Source organism: Vibrio sp. Y176, assembly GCF_033438945.1.
The window spans coordinates 1-898 of the sequence record NZ_JAWOQS010000219.1 but is presented as its reverse complement, the minus strand read 5'-3'; the positions used below and the strand labels follow the sequence as shown (position 1 = coordinate 898).

At 41.4% G+C, this 898-nt stretch carries 2 protein-coding genes; both read left to right on the top strand.

Features of this window, described 5'->3' with window-relative positions; all coding sequences use genetic code 11:
- The first annotated feature begins 93 nt into the window (after positions 1-93).
- The gene (locus R7O13_RS25195) at positions 94-462 is read left to right on the top strand and encodes a late competence development ComFB family protein (protein WP_005479403.1); all 369 of its coding nucleotides are present in this window, start codon (positions 94-96) and stop codon (positions 460-462) included.
- Positions 463-515: 53 nt separating this feature from the next.
- The gene (locus tag R7O13_RS25190; RefSeq protein WP_005498884.1) at positions 516-797 is read left to right on the top strand and encodes an HlyU family transcriptional regulator; all 282 of its coding nucleotides are present in this window, start codon (positions 516-518) and stop codon (positions 795-797) included.
- Positions 798-898 lie beyond the last annotated feature (101 nt).

Below are 898 nucleotides of genomic sequence, written 5' to 3'. Positions count from 1 at the left end.
AAGAGAGAGATTGATTAAATTAAGAGCAATCAAAGAGTTGTTCAAAACGACCGGCTGCTATACTTGTTCACAATGAACATAGGAGAATCATCAATGCAGATCAGTTCTGACGTACATAACTATATGGAAACCCTCGTTGGTCAAGTGCTCAGTTCAGACCAATACACTTCTCAATTCGATAACGAGCAGTTGGCAGATATTGCCTGTCTCGCGCTGATTCAGCTTAAACCTGTTTATATTCGTCATGATATTGATTTTCTCTCTGCACTACCGGAAAGAAAACTCACTCAGTTCAAGCAAAGCGTGGATGTCGCGGTACACAATGCTGCCGCTATGATTTTAGAAGACAGGCGTAAGAATCGCGATAATGATGTGCCTGTCATTTTCTCTCATACCAGTTATGATGATGACAAAGAGCTGGACTGGTTTGAGAAACCAATCTTAAACGTCAACATTAGGTGATTGGCGTTTGCGCAGAACCGAAACAATAGAGTAATCGTACCCAAGGAGGAATCGTGGGATTCTTTTCACGCTTGTTTGGTGGCAGTGAAAAAACTGCTGAAGTAAAAACGGTAGAGCCTGTCGAATACAAAGGCTTTCTGATCTATCAAGAGAGCATTTCAGAAGGCGGTCAATACAGAATCGCAGGACGCATTGAAAAGTCCTACGATGGAGAAGTCAAAACGCATCGTTTCATCCGCTCTGATTTGCTCGCTTCTGAGGGAGATGCAAACGAGCTGATGTTGAAGAAATCTCAAATGTTTATCGATCAAATGGGCGACAAAATCTTCGATTAACAATTCGCTGCAACTTGATACGAATCATCTTAACGAGGGCCATTAGTGTATATGCTGATGGCTCTTTCTTTTTTTAGCTTAAATGTCTGTTAACTAAGTAG

What these genes read in the sequence shown, in the direction of transcription:
- R7O13_RS25195 (WP_005479403.1), top strand. Translation starts at nt 94, where the DNA reads ATGCAGATCAGTTCTGACGTACATAACTATATGGAAACCCTCGTTGGT.